Origin of the sequence: Kutzneria sp. NPDC051319 (assembly GCF_040682195.1) — a bacterium.
Lineage (GTDB): Bacteria > Actinomycetota > Actinomycetes > Mycobacteriales > Pseudonocardiaceae > Kutzneria.
This window is the reverse complement of sequence record NZ_JBFBAM010000125.1, coordinates 1-15908: the sequence shown is the minus strand read 5'-3', so window position 1 is coordinate 15908 and position 15908 is coordinate 1. Positions and strand designations below refer to the sequence as shown.

Below are 15908 nucleotides of genomic sequence, written 5' to 3'. Positions count from 1 at the left end.
AGGCGAAGACCTGGTCCACCTGCCAGTCACGCAGCCGTCCCAGCAGGTAGTCGCCGACGGTCTCGGCCATGATTCCTCCTCGCGTGCGCAGCCTGACGTTACGACAGCGGATACCCGCTGGGCGCGGTTCGAACCAGGGTCAGGCCGGCTTGACGAACACGGTCTGCGCAGCACGGACCCGCAGCCGTTCCAAGGTCTCCTTCTGCGCTTCGGCGCGGGTGAGCAGTTCGTCCAGATGTGTCCGGTCGAGACGGTCGTCGTGCTCGGCCAGGCTGCGCAGCGTCTGCCAGCCGGCGGCCTTGCCGTCCACGCCCAGCCGCATCGCCTCCAGCTCGATCACGTAGCTCAGCGGCGACCGGCTGAACAGGCGCCCGTTGAGCTTGAGGCGGCCCAGCTTCTCGCCCAGCCAGCCGCCGGCGGTCTTGATGTGGTCCTGCGGCACGCCGAGCGCCGCCATGATGCGCAGCAGGCTGTCGCGGTCGTGCTCGATGTCGTCGGCGAGGCCGGTCAGGTCGGTGTCCTCGTGCTCGCCGGCGATGCGGCGGGCCAGTTCGACGCCGCCGGTCGCGCCGGCGAGGTGGTCGTTGAGGTAGATGGCGAGCTCGTGCCGGAAGGTGTCCATGAGACCGGGTATTCCCGTCCTGACCTGCGCGCAACCACGGTGCGGGCTAGCCTGGGCGGCATGGACCTCGGGGCGGCGGTCGACCGGCTCTACGGGCTGCCGCGGGAGGGGTTCACCGCCGAGCGGGACAAGATCGCCAAGGCCGAGCCGAAGATCCGCGATCAGGTCCGCAAGCTGCGCAAGCCGACCGTCGCCGCGTGGCAGGCCAATCAGTTGGCGCGCAAGCATCCTCGCGACGTCGCCGCGCTGGTGGACCTCGGCCGCCGGCTGCGGGCGGCCCAGGAGACGTTGAACGGCCCCGAGCTGCGGGAGCTGTCGCGGCGGCGCATCGAGGTTCTGGACAAGCTGGTCGGGTTCGTCGAGGACGCGAGTCCGGGACTGCGGGACCTGTTGGAGCGGTCGTACACGGACCCGGCGGCGTCCGATGACCTGATGGCCGGGCGGGTCGTGACGGCGCCCGAGGGTGGCGGCTGGGGTTTCGACCCTGCGACGCCGTTTTCGCCCGCACCGCGAGATACGGCGCGGGAGACGAAGCATGACGAGGAACGGCGCCGGGCCCTGGAGGAGGCTTTCCGGGCGGCTGAGGCGGCCGACGCCGAGGCCCAGCGGGCGTTGGAGGCCGCGGAGGACAGGCTGCGGTCGGCGGCGGAAGAAGTCGACCAGCTGCAAGCCGCGTTGGTTGACGCCCGGGCCGTCCGCGAGGACGCCGAACAGGCGGTGCGAGAGGCTCGGCGGGAGGCGCAGCAGCGGGCCAAGGAGCTGCGCGCGGCCGAGCGCAAACCGTAGTTTCACCCCCTGCGCCTGCGGGAAGCCGGGCGCATGGCGACGCATGCGGACGGGCCCAGGACGCCGAGTGACCTGCCGGCCACCTCGTGGTGGGCTGCGCTGAAACGCACGGTCACGGCGATCCAGGAGAACCACCTCATGGACTGGGCCGCGTCGCTGACCTACTACGCGGTGTTGTCGGTCTTCCCCGGCTTGATCGTGGTGACCGGAGCCGTGGGCCTGCTCGGGCCGGACGCGACCAAGATGTTGATCGACAGCATCAACTCCGTGCCGCTCGGCCAAGGGCGCGACCTTCTCGTCGGCGCCATCCAGAACGCCCACACCGGGGCCGGCCTGCTGGCGGTGATCGGCGTGCTCGGCGCGCTGTGGGCGGCCAGCGGCTACATCGGCGGCTTCATGCGGGCCAACAACGCGGTCTACGGCGTGGCCGAGGGCCGTCCGCTGTGGAAGACGGTGCCGCTGCAGCTCGGGCTGACGCTGGGCCTGATGGTGATGCTGGCCGTCTCGGGCCTGGGCCTGGCGGTGTCCGGGCCGATCGCCGACCAGGTCGGGCAGTGGGTCGGCATCGGCTCGACGGGGCTGTTGATCTGGGGGATCGCCAAGTGGCCGGTCATCGTGATCCTCGTCAGCCTGGCCATCTGCCTGCTGTACTGGGCCGCGCCCAATGTGCGCCAGCCCAAGCCCCGGTTCCTCTGGCTGACCGCCGGCAGCGTGCTCGCGGTGGTGTTGTGGCTGGTGGCGTCGGTGGGCTTCGCGATCTATGTGGCAAACTTCGGCTCGTACAACAAGACCTACGGTTCGCTGGCCGGCGTGATCGTGTTCCTGGTCTGGCTGTGGATCAGCAACCTGGCGGTGCTGCTCGGCGCGGCCTTCGACGCGGAGCTGGCCCGGGGCCGTGAGCTCGCCGCCGGCCGGCAGGCCGACGACGAGCCCTTTCTCGAGCCAAGGGAGAACGCCGAGTGAGGCTGCGAGCCGCACCCCGAGATGCCCGCTTCTACAACCTGCTCACCGCCGCGGCCGGCAACATCGTCGACACCGTCGGCGTGCTCGACCGCTTCGTCCGGGCCGAGGCGTCCGAGCGGGAGCCGATCAAGCAGGAGATGCGTCGGCTGGAGCATGTCGGCGACGACCACACGCACGCCATCATCGAGCTGATCGACGTCACCTTCGTGACGCCGTTCGACCGCGAGGACATCTACCGGCTCGCGGTACGGCTGGACGACGTCGTCGACCATGCGGACGAGGTGGTCGACCTCGCCACGCTCTACGGCTGCGAGAGGTACCCGGACGGCGTGTTCGAGCAGGTCGAGCTGCTCAAGAAGGCGGCGACGCTGACCGCCGAGGCGATGCCGATGCTGCGCACGCCCAAGGACCTGGTGCCGTACTGGCAGGAGATCAACGAGGTCGAGAACGCCGCCGACCAGGTCCACCGGCGGCTGCTCAGCCTGCTGTTCAGCGGCGAGTACGAGCCGCTCACGGTGATGAAGCTCAAGGACATCGTCGACGGGCTGGAGGAGGCGGCCGACGCGTTCGAGCACGCGGCCGACGTCATGCACACCATCGCCGTCAAGGAGAGCTGACGGGTGCTCGCACTCTGGATCGTGGTGGCGTTGGCGCTCGTCTTCAACTACACCAATGGTTTTCACGACGCCGCCAACGCCATCGCCACCGCCGTGTCGACCCGGGCTCTGCCGCTGCGCTGGGCGTTGGCCCTCGGCGCCGTGATGAACCTGGTCGGCGCCCTGCTGTCCACCGGCGTCGCCGTCACCGTCGCCGACGGTGTGATCACGCCGCCGGCCGGCTCCGACGGGCTCGCCGTCGTGCTGGCCGCCGTCGTCGGCGCCATCGTGTGGAACGTGGTGACCTGGTACTTCGGCCTGCCGTCGTCGTCCTCCCACGCGCTCATCGGCGGCCTCGTCGGCGCCGCCCTGGCCGCCGCCAGCCAGGTGCACTGGACCGGTGTGATCGAGAAGGTGATCGTGCCGATGATCGTCTCGCCGCTGGTCGGCCTGGCCCTGGGCTACGGGACGATGACCGCTGTCCTGTGGGCTTTCCGCAATGGCAACGCCCATCGGGTCCGCCGGGGCTTCCGCCACGCGCAGATCGGGTCCGCCGCCGCCCTCGCTCTCGGCCACGGCCTTCAGGACGCCCAGAAATCCATGGGCGTCATCGTGCTGGCTCTTGCCGTCAGCGGCGTCGGCCACGGTGACGGCGTCCCCTTGTGGGTGGTTCTGAGCTGCGCCGCCGCCATGGCCGCCGGCAGCTATTCCGGCGGCCTGCGGGTCATGCGCACCCTCGGTCGCCGCGTCTTCCCCATGACCCCGCCGCACGGCTTCGCCGCCGAGCTGTCCGGCGCCGCCGTCCTCTATGTCACCGCTTTCGCCTGGGCCGCCCCCATCTCCACCACCCACGTCATGACCACCGCCATCATGGGCGTCGGCGCCACCCGCCGTCCCCGGGCCGTCCGCTGGGGCATCGCCGCCGACATCGTCACGGGCTGGATCCTGACCCTGCCCGCCGCCGCACTGGTCGCCGCCGTCGTCTACTGGCCCGCGAGCCTCGTTCTCGGGTGATTCGGCTCAGGCATGCCTGGGTATTCCGGGGTCAACTGGAAGAGAGGTGGTTCTCGTGGACACCGGAACGGTGTACTACCTGGTCGCCGGCGTCATTGCCATCGTCGTCGTCGGCCGGCTGCTGGCGTTCAGCGGCAAGCGCTACCTGGCCGGCGCCACCGTCGCCCCGCAGGAGCGGGAGTCGGCCGGCTCGGTGGCCATGCTCGTGTCGATGCTGTTCCACCTGGTGACCCTGGGCCTGCTGGCCCTGCTCGCCGCCATTCCGTTCGGCGGCGACCAGAACCAGGTGTTCCTGGTCCGCATCGGCCTGCTGCTCATCATGGTGGCCGTCGCCTACGCGATCGCTCTGCGCATGTTGACGCGGCGTAAGCAGGAGGAGGTCGTCTCCGGCTTCGACGCCCAGGTGCGGGAGATGCGCCATGAGCGCGAGCAGGCGAACGGGTACGAGGTCTCCAACGACCCGTCGGCCGGCATGGCGCCGCAGCCCCGGGCCAAGCCCACTCTCGCCGAGCCCCGGCAGCCCACGCTCGGTGAGCCCCGGCCGCGGCCGTAACGACTCGACGTTTGTCCCCGGCCACGGTGGTGACCGGGGACAAACGCTTCATCGAGGCACGAGCGGAGGAGTCGGTGCGCCGGCTCCTTCGGCCAGGCCTCGCAGCAGCGCGGTGACGGCCTCCTGAGCGGAATGGCGTGGCGCCCAACCGAGCTCGTCCCACGCCCGCCGGGTGTCCATCTCGGGCACGGACAGGGCGAGGTCGACCCAACCGGGTTCGGTGGGCTGCAACCGGAGCCGCCAGCTCACGGCGGCGAGGACGCGCAAAAGCCCTCCGGGCACGGGAAGGTGCACAGCGCCGGTGAGGCGGGCCAGCTTGCGCGGGGTGAGTGGAGGAGGGGCGGCGAGGTTGAAGACGCCGGGCACTCGGCCCCGCAGGGCTCGCACGATGGCGTTAGCCACGTCGCCGGCGTGGACGAACTGCAAACGCAGCTCGCCGGGCAGGGGCAGCAGCCGAAGGCGGGCGCGGGCGGCGCGGTCGAACAGGGCCGGCGGGGCGAGGGGGCCAATGAAGTAGCGCTGGATCTCGCTCGCGGCGGCGTGCTGGAGCACCAAGCCGGGCCGGAAGCGGGTGACGGTCAGTTCGGGGTCGCCGGCGGACACCCGGTCCAGGATCCGCTCCACGGCGGCCTTCTGCGAGCTGTAGGTCGAGGAAGGGACGCCGTCGGTCGGCCACGACTCGTCGACGGCACGGTCCATGGGGCCGGGGGAGTAGGCGCCGACGGAGGACAGGTAGACCAGATGTTCGACGCCTGAGGCGACGGCGGCCTCGAACACGCGGCGGCTACCGTCCACATTGGTCCGCTCCAGAAGGGGAACGTTGTTGCTGGGCTGGAGAAGCCAGGCCAGGTGCGCGACGGCGTCGGCGGACTCGAAGGCGGCCCGGAGCAGCACGTCGGAGTCGGGTCGGGAGATGTCGATCTCGTGCCAGGGTCCCGCGCCTGCCGGAGCGCGGCGGGAGACGCCGACGACATCGAGGTCGGGGACGGTCTCCATCGCGTGCAGCAAGGCGGTTCCGAGATTGCCGGAACCGCCGACGACCACGACCCGCATGGCCGATCACTCCTCGGGGGCGAGACCGTCGTCCGCGCGGAGGCCGAGCATGTCGAGCAGTTCGGCGCAATGGCGCGGATCGTCGGAGAGGCTGGCGACGGTGCGGACGGCCCGCCGCCGCTGCTCGGGCGGGTTGCCGTCGAGGACGAGCTGGGGCCGGGCCGGGTTCTTGGTGAGCGCCATGGGGTGTGCCTCCTCAAGCCGGGTAAGGGGACTCGCGCAGCAGCCGGGCCAGGTGGGCGGCGTTGCCGGCGAGCTGCTTGGTGGTCTGGGCGACGGTGTCGGGCACCTCGTCGAGATCCTTGAAGTCGGTGCCCTGCATGGCCTCGCCGACCCAGTAGGTGACGCCGCCGGCCGGAATGGTGAAGCCGATGTCGTCCAGGGCCTGGAAAAGATCGGCGCTGACCTTGTGCGCGCCGTCCTCGTTGCCGACCACGGCGACGGTGGCGACCTTGTTGTACATAGGGGACTGGCCGTTGTCGTCGGTCTCGGACAGCTCGCCGTCCAGCCGCTCCAGGACCCGCTGGGCGACGCTGGACGGGTGGCCGAGCCAGATCGGGGTGGCCAGCAGCAGGATGTCGGCCTCCAGCAGCTGGGACCGGATCACCGGCCACTCGTCGCCGCGCCCCATGTCCACCGTCACGCCCGGCTTGACCTCCCGGTCGACGACCCGGACGGTCTCGCCCTTCACGCCGTTGGCCGCGAGCTGGTCCATGACGTGCCGGGCCAGCAGATCGCTGCTGGAGTCGCCGGGCGAGGGCGTGAGTGTGCACACCAGCGCCAGGGCCCGCAGTTCGTTCGCTGTGGTCATGCGCACGGCTACCCTTCGCGGTCCCGGCCAAACGAGGTTGGCGTACGCCGGACCGGGTGGTCGGCCGCCAGGCTCGACGACCCGCCGGCTAGGTCTTCGGAGGGGCGTCGGGGGCAGGCCGGGGTAAGTCGTTGGCGGCGTCGAAGCCCTCGCGCTGGGTGGCCTCGGTCGCGACCCGAACACCGTAGCGGTAGGCGAGCATGCCGCCGAGATACCCGGAAACGCCGAGGATTGCCAACATCACGACGTCCGAGACGGCCGTCCACACACGGGAGTCGTTGAACTCGCCGAAGAAGCGCAGAAAGAAGCTCACGGCCCAGCAGACGACCACGAAGACGTTCAGCACCATGTGAAGGGTCGCCACGCGGTGGACGGGATCGCCCGCACGCAGCCGCACATAGTCCATCAGCCCGAGCACCGCGGCCAGCAGAGCGCCGACGATGCCGACGCCGATCAGCCACACGGCGCCCAGTTCGAGGAAGCCGGGCGGCCGCACGAACAGGGCCGCCACGTCGAACACGAGCGCGCACGTCCAAGCGCCGATCGGGATGGTGACCGCGATGGGGTGGAAGGGATGGCCGTAGGGGCCGGCCAACTTGGTGCGGGGACGCTTGGCGGCGTCCATCGAGTTGTACATGGCACACCTCCGATCCAGGAGAGTGTGACAACAACTGCTGTCACGTCCCGAATACCCGGGGGAGACGGGCACAAACGCGGTCAATGACCGGCTTCCAGCACTGGTGAGCGGACCAGCGTCAAGGTGCCGACGGCGATCAGCGCCGCGCCGAGGATCTCGCCGGCCAGCCAGCCGCCGCCGCGGGCGTGCTCGCCGAAGACGGTGAAGCCCCAGGCCGTGGCCACCAGCGGATTGCTCAGCGTCATGCCCGGCTGAGAGGCCACGAGTGGCCCGGCCTGCAAGGTGTTCTGCAGCAACAGGAACGACGCCGGCCCGAGCACCACCAGGGCATAGGTCTGCCACGTCACGAACATCGACCCGACCCCGGCCGCCCCCACCGCGGCCACCAACACCGCCGTGGTGCCGAAGCCGACCCCCGTGGCCAGTCCCAGCAACGCTGCCCGGCGACCACTCGAACAACGCCGTCCGCCCAACACCAACGCCCCCATCAACAGCAGGGTCGCGGCCAGGCCGACGATCCACGTCCACAGCGGGGCCCGCAACGGCTCGCCGCCCGAGGGCTCCAGGCAGTACGAGAACACGGCCAGCCCCGCGGCCATCGCCAGCACGGCCCACCAGTCCCGGTCGGCGATCGACCGACGGAAAACCATGGACGCCAACAACAAGGTCAACGGCAGCTCGCTGATCAGCAGCGGCTGCACCACCGACACCGGGCTGACGGCCAGCGCCACCGCCTGCAACCCGAAGCCCAGCACCACGCAGCCGATGCCGGCCAGCCAGACCGGCCGTCGCACCACGTCGAGCAGCATGCGCAGCCCGAACGCCGACTGCTCCCGATCGGCTTTGCGCTGCAACACCGAGGCGGCCGCGTTCATCGCCGACGCCAGCACCGCGAGTAGCACACCGAGCATGGCCTCCGGATACCCGCGACGGGGTTGTGCATCCGCCGACCGGGTATTCGAAGCCATGAAAGAGCAACCAGCGTCGCTGATCGACACACCGGTGCTCCACGCCGGCACGGTGGTCGTCTACTTCGACCCCGAGCCCACCGACGAAAGCTCCTTCGGCCGCGCCACGGCGATGGGCCCCGAGGTCATCGATCCCCGCACCCACGGCTGGTGGGCCCCGATCACACGGCAGGACGGCACGGTGGACCTGCTGCCGTCCACGCTGATCGTGGGCATCGCTTAGACCCGGTTCTCCTCAAGCACCAGGATCGCGCCCTCGGTGTCGCCGCCGCGGCTGCGCAGGGCGCTGGCCACCACGCGCATGGAGACGGCCCGGCCGCGGCGGTTCACCGCGGCGATGGTGACCTCGTCGACCGGGTCGGTCTCGACCAGGGCGCTGCGGACGAGCGGCCGCAGCTCGGACAGCGGCAGCCCGATGTCCAGGTTGAGCAGGTGCTGGCCGTTGGCCTCGTCCCGCCGCAGCCCCCACAGCTCCTCAGAGCCCCGGTTCCACACGATGATCCGCATCTCGGTGTCGACGACGATCACCCCGGACCGCAGCGAGGTGAGGATCGACTCCAGGAAGTTGTTGAGGTCGTCCAGTTCCACCGAGCGCTCGCTGAGCCGGTCGTTGATGGTCTGCAGCTCGTCGTTGGTGGACTGCAGCTCCTCGTTTATCGTCTCCAGTTCCTCATTGGTGGACTGGAGCTCCTCGTTGGTGGTCTCCAGCTCCTCCACTGTGGACTGGAGCTCCTCGTTGGTGGTCTCCAGCTCCTCGTTGGTCGACTGGAGCTCCTCATAGGCCGACTCGAGCTGGCGGTTGGCGTGCTCGAGCTCGTCCAGCAGCCGCCGGGCGGCGCTGACGTCGTGGAACACCACAGAGACGCCGAGCAGCTCCCGATCGCTGATCAGCGCGCTGAGCTGCACGTCGAGCCAGATGGTGTCGTTGGGCCCGCGCTGCCACTCGACGTCCTTGAGCCGCAGCGACCGGCGCTCCACCTTGACCCGCTCGACCTGGGCCCGCAGCTCGACCGGGCGGTAGGACAGCTCAAGGTCCCGCAGCGGCCGGCCGATGTCCCGCGACGACAGCCCGAACAGCGACTCGGCCTCCTGGTTGATCAGCGTCACCTCGTCGTCCTTGCTGATCACCACCTGGGCCACCGGCCCGGCCGCGAAGGCCTGCTCGCGCAGCTCGGCGACGCCGTCGGCGGCGTGGCGGCGCGGCGGCGCGACCGGGTGGGCGAACAGCTGGCCCTGCGGCACCCCGTGCGCGGGCACCTTCCGGAACAGCCGGCGTTTGAGGTCGACAGGCGTGAACAGGTTGTCGTGGCTGAGCAGCATCTCGGCCTTGCCCAGGAACAGCACGCCGTGCGGCAGCAGCGCGAAGTGCAGCCGGGTGAGGATCTTGGCCTGGGTCTCGGCGTTGAAGTACATCAGGGTGTTGCGGCACACCAGCAGGTGGATCCGCGAGATCGGCGCGTCCTGCACGAGGTCGTTGCGGCCGAAGATGACCGAGCGCCGCAGTTCCGGCCGGAACACGTACCGGGTGCCCTGGTGCTCGAAGTAGCGCTCCAGCAGGTCCGCCGGCACGCCCTCGATCTCGCGCTCGCTGTAGATCGCCTGCCGGGCCTGGGCCAGCGCCTCCTCGTCCACGTCGGTGGCGTAGATCTTCACCCGCTGCCGGAACGCGTCAACGCCCAGCGCCTCGGTGAGCAGGATGGCCAGGCTGTAGGCCTCCTGGCCGGAGGCGCAGCCGGCGCTCCACACCCGGACCGGCGCCTCGGGCCCCACCTCGGCCAGCAGCCGCGGCAGGATCTCCACACGCAGGTGCTCCCACGCCTCGGAGTCGCGCAGGAAGCCGGTGACGTTGATCAGCAGCATGTTGAACAGGGCGGCGAACTCGTCGGCGTTGACCTGGAGGTGGTCGATGTAGTCGGCGTAGTCCTCGATGCCGACCTGGGCCATCCGCCGCTGGACGCGCCGGGACAGGCTGGTCCGCTTGTACCCGGTGAAATCGAAGCCGCGGGCCTCCTTCAGGTACAGCAGCACCGCCTCGAAGCCCGGGTCCACGCCGTTCTCGGCCGTCTTGTCCGCCACAGGGGGAAACCGTACTCGGCGCACCACGTCACTCGCCGCCCGCCACGGCGAGCACGGCCCACACCACCTTGCCGCCGTCCCAGGTCGGGGACGTGCCCCATGCCTTGCACATCGCGTCCACGAGGAACACCCCGCGGCCGCCGCTGATGGCCGAGCCCGGTTCCAGCCGCGACGGCGGCGTGTCGCAGTCATCGCGGACCGCCACGGTGAGCAGCCCGCGCCGCAGCTCCAGCCGGAGCTTGGCCGCCGACCGGCCGTGCACGATGGCGTTCTCCACCAGCTCGGAGACGATCATGCAGGCGTCGTCGGTCAGGTCCTTGACGCGCCAGCCTTCGAGCGTCTCGATGACAAAGCGGCGCGCGGCCGACGGGCTGCCGACCGCGGCCGGCAGCTCAAGGGTGGCGAGCTGGCGGCCGGGCCTGTCCTGTAATGCGTGCAGCGCCTCCGCGACCAGGGCGAACGTGGGCACGAAGCGGTCGAGCGCGCCGCGCCGCAGCAGCTCTCGGGTTTTGCCCGCCTGGGCCACCAGCAGCACCTGCAGCCCCGGCCAGTCGCTGGCCTTGCGGGCCACCACGCTGAACACGCTCAACGCCAGCGGCGTGACCACGGTCGTCCGGTCCAGCTGCACGATGACGCCGGACGGCTCCTCAGCCACGCATTTCATCAGCGCGTTGCGCACCGTGGCGACGTTACCCAGGCCCAGCTGGCCGACCAGCCGCACGAGCATCGCCCGGCCGCGTCGGCTCACGTCGACGGACAGACACGGAGGCGGACTCACGGCACGGGCTCCTCATCGATGAGCACATCGTCGCGGATGAACTGGCGCAGGACGTCCGCGGCGTTCAGGGCCTCGGCGACCGACGCCGCGTACCGGCGCGCCACCAGTCTGCTGCCGCGTTCCTCGGCGGTCCGCTCCAGCCGACGACCGAGGCTGATCTTCTCGTCCAGGGTGCGCAGCGCGGTCCACAGCGCCCGCTCCAGTTGGGCATCCTTCTGTGTGGACAAGGCCTCCTCCGTCCACGCGTGGCCGACCCGGCACCGGTAGCGGCGCGTGTCGGGCACGGCGATCAGCGCGCCGTCGCAGTCGGGGCAGGTGTAGCCGGACGGCTCGCCCATCGTGGTCATTTCCAGGCCGCCCTCCGGCAATCCCTGTTCCGCGATCTCCGCCTCGATGAGGTCGGCGTCCGACATGTCGGCCGACAGCACGTCGTCCACCGGCTCGCCGACCAGCGCGGCGAGCACGTCGGCCAGCTTGGCGATCGGCGCGACAGTGGCGGTCGGCACCGCACGCAGCGCGCTCTCCGGCATGCCGGGATAGACGGCGTCGCCCGGATCCTGCACGACGGCGGCCCCGCCACGGGCGACGATCGACAGCAGGCCGGCCGCACCGTCGTCGAGGGTGCCGGACAGCACGACCCCGATGGCCCGCGAGCCGACCGCCCGCGCGGCGGAACGGAACAGGGCGTCGACCGCCGGTCGGTGCCCGTTCTCGGTCGGCCCCTTCGACAGCGCCATGACGCCGTCGATCAGCAGCAGGTGGTGGTCGGGCACCGCGGCGTGGACGTGTCCGTGGCGCAACGGCGTGCCGTGCCGGGCGGGATGCACCGGCAACAGGCTGACTCGGTTGAGGATCGCCGACAGAGCGCTGGAACCACCGGCGGGCATGTGCAACACCACCAGCACGGTGGCGGGCAGGTCCGCCGGCAGGGCCGCCAGCAGGCTTCGCAGCGACTCGACCCCACCGGCGGACGCGCCGACGACGATCACGTCCCGGCATTGGGGCACTGATGTCACCTTCTTCGGCGGAGCTCGACTCCCGAGTTCGGAGGTTACCCCCTCAATGCCGGCTCACACCTGCGTGCGCGGCGGTCCCTGCGCCGATGGGCGATCTGGATCCGCCGCTCGTGCTCGTCCTGGCCGCCCCACACGCCGTAGGGCTCCTCGGCGGCGAGAGCGTGCCGCCGGCATTCCACGATCACCGGGCAGCGGGCACACACCGCCTTCGCCTGGTCGTCCCGGTACTGCCGGGCCGGGCCGCGCTCCTGGTCGGGGTGGAAGAACGCCGCGTCCTGCCCGTCACGGCAGGCACCGCGCAGCTGCCACGCCCACTCGGCCGCCACCGGTCGGGTCAGGGTCTTCCTGGTCATCGGCGACCGCCTTCCTCACACGAGAATCCGTCCGCAGCGGCTTCCCGTTCGGGGGACGGCGAAACTAGCCGTCCACCGCCTCGGCGACGCTGGCGTAGACGCGGAACGCCAGGGTCATGCCGGTGATCTCCAGCGGCCGCAGCACCCGGCGGCTGCTGGCCACCAGCCGCAGCGTCACCTGGTTGGCGGCGGCGTGGGCGCGGGCCTCGGCCAGCATCTGGAGCCCGGACGAGCCGAAGAACGTCACGTCGGACAGGTCGACGACCACCGTCACGGGCCCGCTGTCGACGGCGCGGGTGAGCACCCGCTCGACGGCGTCCCGGCTGGTCATGTCGAGCTCGCCGCTGACGTGGACGACGGAAACCGGGCCGAGCGTGTCGACCGCGGCCAGAGCGGGCGGGATCGCGTCGGCGGGCGTCGGAAAAACTCCGTCACTGCCCATGGGACCGACCATAGCCAGGGTGTCAGGGGCCGGCAACAGCTGGCGCGAGCGTGAACTCCACACGTGTGCCGGCCTCGGATCCGCGCACCTCGGAACGCAGGGAAGCCGCCTTGATCATGGCCAGTCCGCGGCCACGCGTGCCGTTGTCGGCGGGCGCCGGCCGCCAGTTGCCGCCGTCGGTGACCACGCCCGTGACGCTGCCGTCGGGTAGGCAGCGCAACTCGAAGGTGAAGTCGCCGGCCGGGCGGTCGCGGTAGGCATGCTCGACGGAGTTCGCCGTGGCTTCGCCGATCACGAGCAGCAGATCCTCGGTCAGGGATCGCGGCAGGCCGGCGGCCTTGGCCCACTGGGTGATCTCGTGACGGGCCACGGCGAGTTGGTCGGGCCGGGCCGGCAGGGTGCGCACCAGCGGCTCCGGCACCAGCCGGGCCACCACCAGGGCGACGTCGTCGCCGGGGCCCTCCTCGGTCAGCAGCTTGTCGACCAGCCACACCGCCAGCTCCTCGGGCGGCAGGTCCGCGGCCGTGGCCGCCAGCCGGGCCAGGTCCTCGTCGAGGTCGGCGTCCCGGCGCTCGACCAGGCCGTCGGTGTACAGCACGATGCTGGCCTGCGGCGACAGGGAGCAGACCTCCTCGGTGAACTCCATGCCCGCGCCCAGTCCCAGCACCGGTCCGCGAGCACCGCTCAGAAGCTCGCCGCGGCCGTCCATGATGATCAACGGCGGCAGGTGGCCGGCGCGGGCCCAGCGCAGCTCGGCCGCCGCGCAGTCGACCACCACACAGACCACGGTGGACGCCAAGGCGTCGGGGATACGGGCGGCGAACTCGTCCAGCCGCGCCAAGGCGCTGGCCGGCGGATGCCCTTCCAACAGATACGCCGCGAAGGTGCTGCGCAGCTGGCCCATGGCCGCCGCCGCGCGCGGGCCCTGGCCGACGACGTCGCCGACGATCAGCGCCACCCGGTCCTCGTCCAGCGGCAGCACGTCGTACCAGTCGCCGCCGGCCTGGCTGAACGCCGCGCCGGCCAGGTAGCGGGCGGCCAGCGCCAGCCGGTCCAATCGGGGCAGTCGCGCCGGCAACAGGCTGCGCTGCAACGTTTCCGCGATCTCGTGCTCGGCCTGGTACAGCCGGGCCCGGTCCAGCGCCTGCCCGCACTGCTCGGCCAGCGCCAGCGCGGCCCGCTTGTCGGCGGCGTCGAGCGGGAACTCCCGGCGGTTGCCCAGCGCCAGCACGCCGATACAGGTTCCGTTGGCCAGCAACGGAATCACCGCGCCGGAGCGGAAGCCGGCGGCCCGGGCCCGGTCCACGAAGTCCGGATACTCGTCGTGCCAGTCGTCGACCCGATCGAGCCACAGCGGCGCCAGGCCGCCCACGGCGTCGGCGATGGGGGAGTGCTCGCCCAGGTGCAGCCGATCGAGCCCGTAGTGCTGCCCGGGCACGATCAGCGGTTCCAGCCGGTGCGGATCGCGCCGTTCGAAGACGACGAACTCGTGGTCCAGCAACAGCCGCCGGCCGTGCGTGGCCGCCGTTTCGGCGACGCTCTGCGGCGAGGTCGCGGCGGAGAAGTCGGCGGTGGCCTGCTGCAACAACGTCAGCCGGCGCGCGGTGGCCTGCTCCTCGGCCAGCAGCAAGGCGTTGTCCAGCGCGATGCCCGTGCGGTCGGCGATCTGGTCGGCCAACGCCAGATCCTTGTCGCAGTACGGGGATTCGCGCCGCATGGTCAGCACCGCCAACACCTCGCCGCGGGCTCGCAGCGGCAGCGCCATCTCGTTGTCGCTGACCAACGTCGGCTCGTCGACGATCGCCGGCTCGATGCCGCCGATGCCGGCGTGGGCCATGGTCACCGGCGCCCCCGAGTCGGTGACCCGGATGACCGCGCAGCCGCCGGCCAGCCCGCCGTCGATGAGCGCGGCGATGAGCCGGTCCAGCCGCTGCCGCACGCCGGTCGCGCTCTCCAGGGCCGTCCCGACCTGGGCCAGCAGCCGCTGTCGCTCGCTCTCCCGGTAGCGCTCGTTGACGTCGACGCAGCTGGCGACGTGCCCGCCGAACTCGGCGCCGTGGCCGATCGGCACCGCGTGCTCCAGCACCCAGTGGTACGCCCCGTCGGCGCGGCGCAGGCGGTACTCGACGTCGAACGGCGAGCCGTCCCGGGTCGCCTGTTCGAAGGTGGCCAGGTAGATGTCGCGGTCGTCGGGGTGCAGCGCCTCGTGCCACCGGTCACCGAGGTCGTCCAGGCCGGTGAACTCCGTCCAGCCGCGGTTGGCCAGCACCCGCTTGCCGGTCCGATCCGACGCCCAGATCATCGCCGGGGCCACGTCGGCCATCGTGCGGAACCGTTCCTCACCCTGCCGGCGCACCCGGCCCAGCCGGACGTGCGTGTGCACCCGGGCCAGCAGTTCGCCGGCGGCGAACGGCTTCACCAGGTAGTCGTCGGCCCCGGCCCGCAGGCCCTCGGCGGCGGCCTCCTGCCCGGCCCGCGCGGACAGCAGCAGCACCGGCAGGCGGACCGTGCGCGGGTCGGAGCGCAGCTCCCGGACCAGGCTGATGCCGTCGAGTCCGGGCATCATCACGTCACTGATCAGCAGATCCGGCGGTTCGGACCGGATCAGCTCCAGGGCCTTCGCGCCGTCGCCGACCGTGCGGACGGTGTGCCGCTCGCCCACCAGACGGGCCAGATAGTCGCGCATGTCGGCGTTGTCGTCGGCGAGCAGCACATAGCCGGGCCCCTGGTCGAACGGCCCGCCGGAGGGCACGTCCGGGGGCAGCCAGCGCAGCGCCTCCTCCACGTACGGCGTCGACACCGGCGCGGAGTTCGCGGTGGCGGTGATCGCCCGGTCCTCGCCGAACGGGATCCGCACGGTGAAACAGGTTCCCTCCCCGTCCACGCTCTCGGCGGTGACGTCGCCACCGTGCAGCTGCGCGAGCTCCCGGACCAGGGCGAGCCCGATGCCGCTGCCTTCGGTGGAGCGCGCGCGGGGCTGCTCGATGCGGTGGAAACGCTCGAACAGGCGGGGCATCTCCCGCTCCGGAATGCCCACACCGGTGTCCCGCACGCACAGCACCGCGTGCTCGCCCTCGGTCCGAAGGGTGACCCGCACCGAGCCGTCCAGGGTGAACTTGAAGGCGTTGCTCAGCAGGTTGAGCATGACCTTCTCCCACATGTCCCGGTCCACATGCACCGGCCGGTCCAGCGCGGGGCAGTCGACGTCCAACACCAGGCCGGCCTTCTCCATCGCGGCCC

At 71.2% G+C, this 15908-nt stretch carries 18 protein-coding genes; 6 read left to right on the top strand and 12 right to left on the bottom strand.

Features of this window, described 5'->3' with window-relative positions; translation table 11 throughout:
• Positions 1-139: 139 nt before the first annotated feature.
• Complete coding sequence (locus tag AB0M73_RS48400) at positions 140-622, bottom strand: hypothetical protein (protein WP_363906752.1); 483 nt, start codon at positions 620-622, stop codon at positions 140-142.
• Between the two features lie 60 nt (positions 623-682).
• Here AB0M73_RS48400 and AB0M73_RS48395 point away from each other — a divergent pair, with 60 nt between their 5' ends.
• Genes AB0M73_RS48395 through AB0M73_RS48375 form a run of 5 tightly spaced genes read left to right on the top strand, consistent with a single transcriptional unit; the run spans position 683 to position 4534 of the window.
• Complete coding sequence (locus AB0M73_RS48395) at positions 683-1408, top strand: hypothetical protein (RefSeq protein ID WP_363906750.1); 726 nt, start codon at positions 683-685, stop codon at positions 1406-1408.
• A 33-nt stretch (positions 1409-1441) separates the two neighbouring features.
• Positions 1442-2371, top strand: a complete 930-nt coding sequence (locus AB0M73_RS48390; RefSeq protein WP_363906748.1) for a YihY/virulence factor BrkB family protein — start codon at positions 1442-1444, stop codon at positions 2369-2371.
• Positions 2368-2988 carry a DUF47 family protein gene (locus tag AB0M73_RS48385; RefSeq protein ID WP_363906746.1) on the top strand — a complete coding sequence of 207 codons (621 nt, stop codon included), beginning with the start codon at positions 2368-2370 and terminating at the stop codon, positions 2986-2988. Before AB0M73_RS48390 ends, AB0M73_RS48385 begins: the two co-directional genes overlap by 4 nt.
• A gap of 3 nt (positions 2989-2991) precedes the next feature.
• On the top strand, positions 2992-3981 hold the full coding sequence (locus AB0M73_RS48380) for an inorganic phosphate transporter (RefSeq protein ID WP_363906745.1): 990 nt from the start codon (positions 2992-2994) through the stop codon (positions 3979-3981).
• Positions 3982-4036: 55 nt separating this feature from the next.
• A complete protein-coding gene (locus tag AB0M73_RS48375; RefSeq protein WP_363906743.1) occupies positions 4037-4534 on the top strand; it encodes a hypothetical protein in 498 nt (165 codons plus the stop codon).
• 48 nt (positions 4535-4582) lie between these two features.
• On the opposite strand, the gene AB0M73_RS48370 is transcribed toward AB0M73_RS48375, so the two are convergent.
• From AB0M73_RS48370 to AB0M73_RS48350, 5 genes are all read right to left on the bottom strand, one after another.
• Positions 4583-5587, bottom strand: a complete 1005-nt coding sequence (locus tag AB0M73_RS48370) for an NAD-dependent epimerase/dehydratase family protein (RefSeq protein WP_363906741.1) — start codon at positions 5585-5587, stop codon at positions 4583-4585.
• A gap of 6 nt (positions 5588-5593) precedes the next feature.
• Positions 5594-5770, bottom strand: coding sequence for a hypothetical protein (locus AB0M73_RS48365; RefSeq protein WP_363906739.1), 177 nt, complete (start codon positions 5768-5770; stop codon positions 5594-5596).
• Positions 5771-5783: 13 nt separating this feature from the next.
• Positions 5784-6398: an NAD(P)H-dependent oxidoreductase gene (locus tag AB0M73_RS48360; RefSeq protein WP_363906737.1), complete on the bottom strand. Its 615-nt coding sequence runs from the start codon at positions 6396-6398 to the stop codon at positions 5784-5786.
• Between the two features lie 88 nt (positions 6399-6486).
• Complete coding sequence (locus tag AB0M73_RS48355; protein WP_363906735.1) at positions 6487-7035, bottom strand: DUF2231 domain-containing protein; 549 nt, start codon at positions 7033-7035, stop codon at positions 6487-6489.
• A gap of 80 nt (positions 7036-7115) precedes the next feature.
• Complete coding sequence (locus AB0M73_RS48350; protein ID WP_363906733.1) at positions 7116-7946, bottom strand: DMT family transporter; 831 nt, start codon at positions 7944-7946, stop codon at positions 7116-7118.
• Between the two features lie 55 nt (positions 7947-8001).
• Here AB0M73_RS48350 and AB0M73_RS48345 point away from each other — a divergent pair, with 55 nt between their 5' ends.
• Positions 8002-8226, top strand: coding sequence for a hypothetical protein (locus AB0M73_RS48345; protein ID WP_363906731.1), 225 nt, complete (start codon positions 8002-8004; stop codon positions 8224-8226).
• Here AB0M73_RS48345 and AB0M73_RS48340 read toward each other — a convergent pair.
• From AB0M73_RS48340 to AB0M73_RS48315, 6 genes are all read right to left on the bottom strand, one after another.
• On the bottom strand, positions 8223-10079 hold the full coding sequence (locus tag AB0M73_RS48340; RefSeq protein WP_363906729.1) for a CheR family methyltransferase: 1857 nt from the start codon (positions 10077-10079) through the stop codon (positions 8223-8225). The two genes, AB0M73_RS48345 and AB0M73_RS48340, sit on opposite strands and share 4 nt — an antisense overlap.
• A gap of 28 nt (positions 10080-10107) precedes the next feature.
• Complete coding sequence (locus AB0M73_RS48335; RefSeq protein ID WP_363906727.1) at positions 10108-10857, bottom strand: STAS domain-containing protein; 750 nt, start codon at positions 10855-10857, stop codon at positions 10108-10110.
• Complete coding sequence (locus AB0M73_RS48330) at positions 10854-11864, bottom strand: chemotaxis protein CheB (protein ID WP_363906725.1); 1011 nt, start codon at positions 11862-11864, stop codon at positions 10854-10856. Before AB0M73_RS48330 ends, AB0M73_RS48335 begins: the two co-directional genes overlap by 4 nt.
• A gap of 44 nt (positions 11865-11908) precedes the next feature.
• Positions 11909-12226 (bottom strand): WhiB family transcriptional regulator, encoded by a 318-nt coding sequence (locus tag AB0M73_RS48325; protein ID WP_363906723.1) that lies wholly within the window; start codon positions 12224-12226, stop codon positions 11909-11911.
• 64 nt (positions 12227-12290) lie between these two features.
• Positions 12291-12668 carry an STAS domain-containing protein gene (locus AB0M73_RS48320; RefSeq protein WP_363906721.1) on the bottom strand — a complete coding sequence of 126 codons (378 nt, stop codon included), beginning with the start codon at positions 12666-12668 and terminating at the stop codon, positions 12291-12293.
• A gap of 22 nt (positions 12669-12690) precedes the next feature.
• Positions 12691-15908 (bottom strand): SpoIIE family protein phosphatase (locus AB0M73_RS48315; RefSeq protein ID WP_363906719.1); only part of this gene is annotated, 3218 nt, incomplete at its 5' end.